We start from the raw sequence: 6,346 nt of genomic DNA, 5'->3' as shown, positions 1-6,346 counted from the left end.
AGCGGTTTGTTATCCCTTAATGAAGCGTTAGAAAAACTACTTGAAAAACCGGTGGCAATTAACGACACCCTTATCATTCCACTTAATAATGCGGCAGGTTATATTTTAAGTGAAGATATTATCTCACCAATAAATGTTCCTCCATTTGATAATTCCGCCATGGATGGTTATGGTCTACGTTACTCCGATTTAGGTATTCAAGCCCCCCTTCCAATGGCAGGAAAAGCCTTTGCAGGTGTTCCTTTTGACGGTGAATTACTCAAAGGGCAATGCGTAAGAATAATGACAGGTGCGATGGTACCAACAGGTGTTGATACCATTATTATGCAAGAAGAAGCCGAAGTCACAGAAGAAGGCATACATTTTCCTTATCCAGTAAAACAAGGACAAAATATTCGTCGCATGGGTGAAGATATCAAACAAAATGATATCGTTTTACCTGCTGGTACTCAGTTATCTACAGCCCAATTACCGCTTATCGCCTCTTTAGGTATCGCCAACATTCGTGTTTATCGCCCTTTAAAAGTCGCTGTTTTTTCTACAGGTGATGAGCTACAAACTATTGGTCAACCTTTAAATGCAGGTCAAATATACGATACTAATCGTTTTGCAGTCCGTTTAATGCTTGAAAAACTAGGTTGTGATGTTTTAGATCTTGGCGTAGTCCCAGATAATCCTGATACATTGCGTGAAACCTTTAAAAAAGCGGACCAAGAAGCCGATTTAGTCATCAGTAGCGGTGGCGTTTCTGTTGGTGAAGCGGATTACACAAAACAAATACTCGATGAAATCGGTGAAATCGGTTTTTGGAAATTAGCAATAAAACCTGGTAAACCTTTTGCTTTTGGTAAATTGCATAATGCATGGTTCTGTGGATTACCAGGCAACCCTGTTTCTGCAACAGTGACTTTTTATCAACTTGTGCAACCACTTATTGCTCGTTTATCGGGTTTTAGCCTTTGGAAAGCACCACAACGTTTCCATGCTATCACTCAATCGCCATTGAAAAAGTCCGCAGGTCGCCTTGATTTTCAGCGCGGATATGCAAGTGTGAATGCACAAGGTGAATGGCAGGTAGCAACAACTGGGCATCAAGGCTCACATATCTATAGCTCTTTTAGCGCAGCAAACTGTTTTATCGTTTTAGAACGTGAACGCGGTAAAGTTGAAGCTGGCGAAACTGTCACTATTGAGTTATTTAATCCTCTCTTAAAAAGTGAATAGTCTTTATGAGCAAGAAACTCCCCAATATAGAATTAACGGATGAAGAGGCACTTCGCTATAATCGGCAAATTGTCTTAAGAGGATTTGATTTTGATGGGCAAGAAGCATTAAAAAGTGCAAAAGTCCTGATTGTCGGTGTGGGTGGGTTAGGATGTAGTGCGTCGCAATACTTAGCGGCTGCGGGTGTTGGTCAATTAACATTATTAGATTTTGATACAGTTTCACTGTCTAACCTTCAACGCCAAATATTGCATCGTGATACAACCATTGGTCAGCCCAAAGTGTTATCAGCAAAAACGACATTAACTGCAATTAATCCTCATGTTGAGATAAAAACGGTTGAGGCATTACTTGATGATGATAAGTTAAATACATTAATTAGCGAGCACATGATTGTGCTTGATTGCACTGATAATGTAGCAATACGTGAACAACTTAATCGCCTTTGTTTTCAACAAAGAAAGCCTCTTATTTCAGGGGCTGCGATTAGAATGGAAGGACAAATCAGTGTATTTACTTATCAAGCAGATGAACCTTGCTATCGTTGTCTTAGCCATCTTTTTGGGGATAGCGCATTAAGCTGTGTAGAAGCGGGTATAATGGCTCCTGTTGTGGGTACAATCGGCACATTACAAGCTATTGAAGCCATAAAATATTTAACGGGATATGGCGAAAATCTTAAAGGTAAGGTGTTAATCTTTGACGCAATGCAGATGAAATTTCGTGAATTTAACCTACCTAAAAATCCACATTGTAATGTGTGCTCAGCGACTCGGCCTGACAATTAATTTTATTTTCAATCAGTTGTATAGGGGGTTTTATCAAAGATCCCCTATCACTTCTTAAACCTAATTTCGTTAACTTATTACAATACACGTGTAGTATTCAACCTTATTTAAATCTAATATGCCCTCCATTCGCGATAAAAGGATATATCAAACATTACTGACAGCATCAGCAAAACGCTATAAAAGCAACACAAGGTAAAATAATGACTCATCAATTTGCACAAACTCTCTATTACAACGGGCAGATTTATACCGCTGATCCTCAAAATAAAATAACCGACGCTATTGCGATTTCAGAAGGTATTATTATTGCCACAGGAACAAAATCGCAACTTCTCGCATTTTGCAATGAACATACTGAGCAAATTGATTTACAAGGCAAAATGATGATGCCAGGGATCATTGATGCGCATATGCATCCGTTTTGGGGTGGTGCTACCCTTGTTGGCTGTCATCTTGATTATCAATCGCTGTCAATTGATGAAATTTTGCAACGTATTCAGTGCTATCTTGATGATAACGTTATTGATAATGATACTCAGTGGCTAAAAGTATCAGCTTGGTATCGTGAAGGTATGCAGCCAGAAGGTGTACAAATGACACGATATCATCTTGATACACTTAATACTCAGCGCCCTATTTTACTATTTTCAAGTGATTGCCATAGTGTTTTAGCTAATTCTCGTGCGCTTGCTATGCTTGATATTACCGCAGATACGCCTGATCCCTCAGATGGTAATATTGAACGTGAAGCAGATGGAACGCCAATCGGTATTCTTGAGGATGCACCAGCAATGCAAGCCATTGATAGCTTGCCACCACTCACAAAAGAACAGAATTTACACATTGCGCGTTATGTTCAAAAATTGCTGAATAAGCAAGGTGTTACTACCATTATGGATGCTCGCGTTGGTGAGCCACAATTACGTGCCTTCAATACCTTAAGAGATAACGGTGAGCTGACACTGCGTATTGAAAATGCGGTAGAAATCACCCCTGATGATGTACCTAACGTTGATGCAATCCCTAATGCAGTTCATCATGCGATAACACGTTTTGCAAAGTGGCATCAAATCAGCCGAGATGCACAACCTAGTGTTGCTATTCGCCATGTTAAACTCTTCCTTGATGGTGTTTTACAAGCCCCTATCATGACGGCACGATTGCACACGCCCTATCGTATTAATGTCGGTACTGATGAAACACCCCATTGGCAAGATTCTGAGCATATTGGCGATCTTTATTTTTCACCGAATATCTTAAATCCATTACTCACTGAAATTAGTCGCGCTGGCTATCATCCTCATATTCATACCGTGGCTGAAGGTGCAATTAGCGTTGCGCTTGATGCGATTAGTGAAATGCGCAAAGCCTTACCAGAAAAAGATATTAGACCGGGTCTTGCTCATAATGAATTGATGTGTGAAAAAGATTACGCTCGATTTGCACAATTAAACGTTTATCCTTTTCTTTCGTTTCAATGGGCGGCGGTTGACCAAATTAATATTGATAAAGATATTGAAATGCTAGGTCGTGAGCGATTTAATTTTATGGAAACCGCAGGTAAATTTATTGACTCCGGCGTTACTGTCGCATTTGGTAGTGATTGGCCCATTGATCCTTTAAATGAATGGTATGATTTTAAAGTCGCTATGACGCGTCAAAAAGACGCCACATCACCAAGACTTGATAATGATCGTAATCTGACCTTAATTGAAGTTTTACGCGCAGCCACCATTAATGCCGCTCATGCACTCGATATGGAACATCAGATTGGTTCATTAGAAGCTGGGAAATTTGCTGACTTAATCATTTTAGATAGATCTCTGTTTGAAATACCACCAAAAGAGATTGAAAATGTCCAAGTATTGTGTACGATTATTGCGGGGAAACCCACAATTTAGCTGAATAATATAATTAATAAACCCGCCTAATAAAGCTATTCTTAGCTTCATCTCAGAGCGGATTTATTTATTTTTATATTTATAACAAAGCAATACCCATTACTGTACTCACTTCAAGTAAACCTTCTTTCTTATAAAAACGCTTCGCTTGTTCATTTTCAGCAAGTACCGATAATTCGAGATGCGTTAATTGTTTAGATATCGCCCACTTTTTGATATCATTTAATAATAAATGACCAATACCTTGACTTTGCATTAATGGATCAACAGCAATATCATAAATATAAGCATATTTTCGTTGTACTAAACAATTAAATAAAGGCGTTTCTTGAATTTGCGCCACACTAAACCCAACGATTTTGTTATCTAACTCAGCGACTAATAGATGAAATTTATCATTTTTAATACCATTAAGAATAAAGGCTTCATCTTGTTTACCCGGCTTTAATCTATCAGGTTGTAATTTCGCCATTTGCGTAAATAAATAATGATAGAGCCCATTAATCTCTGCCACATCATACGTTTTAGCTTCTCTAATGATGATCATTTTAGCCTTTATTTATCGTAAGTTTTTACCGCGGGTGCCTGATAAGTAGTAAATTTATCCAATAATGCACTAGATGATTGCTCAACAATGGCCATAGTACGGTATTTTTCATGTAAAAATTTTTCATCTGCCATTTTATCTATCATCATTAATAATGGATCGTAAAACTGATTAATATTTAAAATGCCCAAAGGTTTTTTATGAAGACCAATTTGGCTCCATGTAAAAACTTCACTAAATTCTTCTAATGTACCAAAGCCACCGGGTAGTGCGACAAAACCATCAGCTAGCTCAATCATTTTATTTTTGCGTTGATGCATTGTGTCAACAATATGTAACTCAGTCAGATTTTTATGAGAAATTTCTCGTCCTTCTAATAAAGTAGGAATAACACCAATAACCTTTCCTCCCTCTTGCAATATTGTATCTGCAAGCGTTCCCATTATTCCAACACTAGCACCACCATAAACTAAAGTAATATCACGTTTAACAAGTTCCTTGGCAAAAATGATTGCTTGTTCTTTATAAATAGGGGATGCACCTAAACTTGAACCACAATACACAGCGATACGTTCTATTTTATTCATTGTTATATTTTTCCTTAACACGTTAAAAAATAAAAATTATACGTGAGCAAGTATAGATTAAACAGGTCAAAACATTTATTTTTTATAAAACATATTGCTATTAAATTTAATTGCCTATTTATTAGTGCATAGCGTGTAATTATTAATTTAATTAAATATTTCATTCTTTGGGTTAAATTAAAAATAGAACATTAAATAAATAATCAATTAAAGATACATTTAAAAATAATTATATTAAAAGTCATGTTTTTATTCTATATTATGCGATCCTTTGTTATATAGGATAACAGAGCCAAAATTGATTATTGACGAGGTTTTTCAGAATGTTGTCAGCCAGACACTCAGCTAAATTGCAGGTTTTTTATCCTGTTCTTCTTTTGCTTCTTTCAATGCTTTCAATTCAGTGTGGTGCATCACTGGCAAAAAGCTTATTCCCAGTGATTGGCGCTCCTGCTGTGACTGCATTGCGATTATTACTTGGCACGCTGATCCTCTTTATTATTTTTAAACCTTGGCGTATTAAATTTACACGAAAAACATTAATGCCACTCTTTTTATATGGTTTGTCTTTGGGTGCAATGAATTATCTATTTTATCTTGCACTAGAAACTATCCCTTTAGGTATTGCCGTTGCACTTGAATTTACAGGCCCTTTAGCTGTTGCTATGTTTTCTTCTCGTAGAGCTATTGATTTTTTATGGATTATCTTAGTTATTGCAGGATTAGGATTATTACTTCCTATTGGCGATAATGTTAGTGGGCTTGATCCACTAGGTATTATATATGCGCTAGGTGCAGGAGTGGGTTGGGCACTCTATATTGTATTCGGACAACGTGCAGGAAAAGGCTATGGTGCAGCAACTGTATCTGTTGGCTCTTTAATTGCTGCATTTATCTTTTTCCCTATTGGTATGTTACAAAGTAGCCCTGATTTAGTATTTAGCTGGTCTATCTTACCCATTGCATTGGCAATTGCTATTCTATCTACCGCATTTCCTTACACATTAGAAATGATTGCATTAACGCGATTACCTGCAAAAACTTTCGGTACATTAATGAGCTTAGAACCTTGTATGGGTGCTTTTATTGGAATTATTTTTCTTCATGAACATTTAACATTAATACAATGGCTTGCACTAGCATCTATTGTTATTGCCTCTATTGGCTCTACAACAACGATGAAGCGTAAAACAAAAATCCAAGAAGTGAATTAATATTTTTATCCATACAATTTATTGGCTTATAAATATAAAATAAAAGGGATCTTCAAATCCCTTTTACTTATTTAATAATAAC

Annotated in this window: 6 protein-coding genes; 4 read left to right on the top strand and 2 right to left on the bottom strand. The window is 36.8% G+C overall.

The genetic code is table 11. The features are described from left to right. The 3 genes from moeA to M983_RS13615 form a co-directional block, all read left to right on the top strand. On the top strand, positions 1 to 1,224 hold a 1,224-nt coding region (gene moeA, locus M983_RS13625), incomplete at its 5' end, for a molybdopterin molybdotransferase MoeA (RefSeq protein ID WP_066751967.1). A 5-nt stretch (positions 1,225 to 1,229) separates the two neighbouring features. Then, positions 1,230 to 2,012 carry a molybdopterin-synthase adenylyltransferase MoeB gene (gene moeB, locus M983_RS13620; RefSeq protein ID WP_066751964.1) on the top strand — a complete coding sequence of 261 codons (783 nt, stop codon included), beginning with the start codon at positions 1,230 to 1,232 and terminating at the stop codon, positions 2,010 to 2,012. A gap of 203 nt (positions 2,013 to 2,215) precedes the next feature. Further along, entirely contained in the window at positions 2,216 to 3,916 is a 1,701-nt protein-coding gene (locus M983_RS13615; protein ID WP_066751961.1) for an amidohydrolase, read from the top strand. Between the two features lie 79 nt (positions 3,917 to 3,995). Here the strand turns inward: M983_RS13615 and M983_RS13610 are convergent, their stop codons facing one another. After that, the gene (locus M983_RS13610) at positions 3,996 to 4,463 is read right to left on the bottom strand and encodes a GNAT family N-acetyltransferase (RefSeq protein WP_066751958.1); all 468 of its coding nucleotides are present in this window, start codon (positions 4,461 to 4,463) and stop codon (positions 3,996 to 3,998) included. A gap of 8 nt (positions 4,464 to 4,471) precedes the next feature. Next, positions 4,472 to 5,050, bottom strand: coding sequence for an LOG family protein (locus tag M983_RS13605; RefSeq protein WP_066751955.1), 579 nt, complete (start codon positions 5,048 to 5,050; stop codon positions 4,472 to 4,474). Between the two features lie 323 nt (positions 5,051 to 5,373). On the opposite strand from M983_RS13605, the gene rhtA reads away from it, so the two are divergent. Next, positions 5,374 to 6,264, top strand: coding sequence for a threonine/homoserine exporter RhtA (gene rhtA, locus M983_RS13600; RefSeq protein WP_066751952.1), 891 nt, complete (start codon positions 5,374 to 5,376; stop codon positions 6,262 to 6,264). Positions 6,265 to 6,346 lie beyond the last annotated feature (82 nt).

This window comes from Proteus myxofaciens ATCC 19692 (genome assembly GCF_001654855.1).
GTDB classification, from domain to species: Bacteria; Pseudomonadota; Gammaproteobacteria; order Enterobacterales; family Enterobacteriaceae; genus Proteus; species Proteus myxofaciens.
Note: the sequence above shows the minus strand (reverse complement) of the source record. Positions and strands in the feature narration are given on the sequence as shown.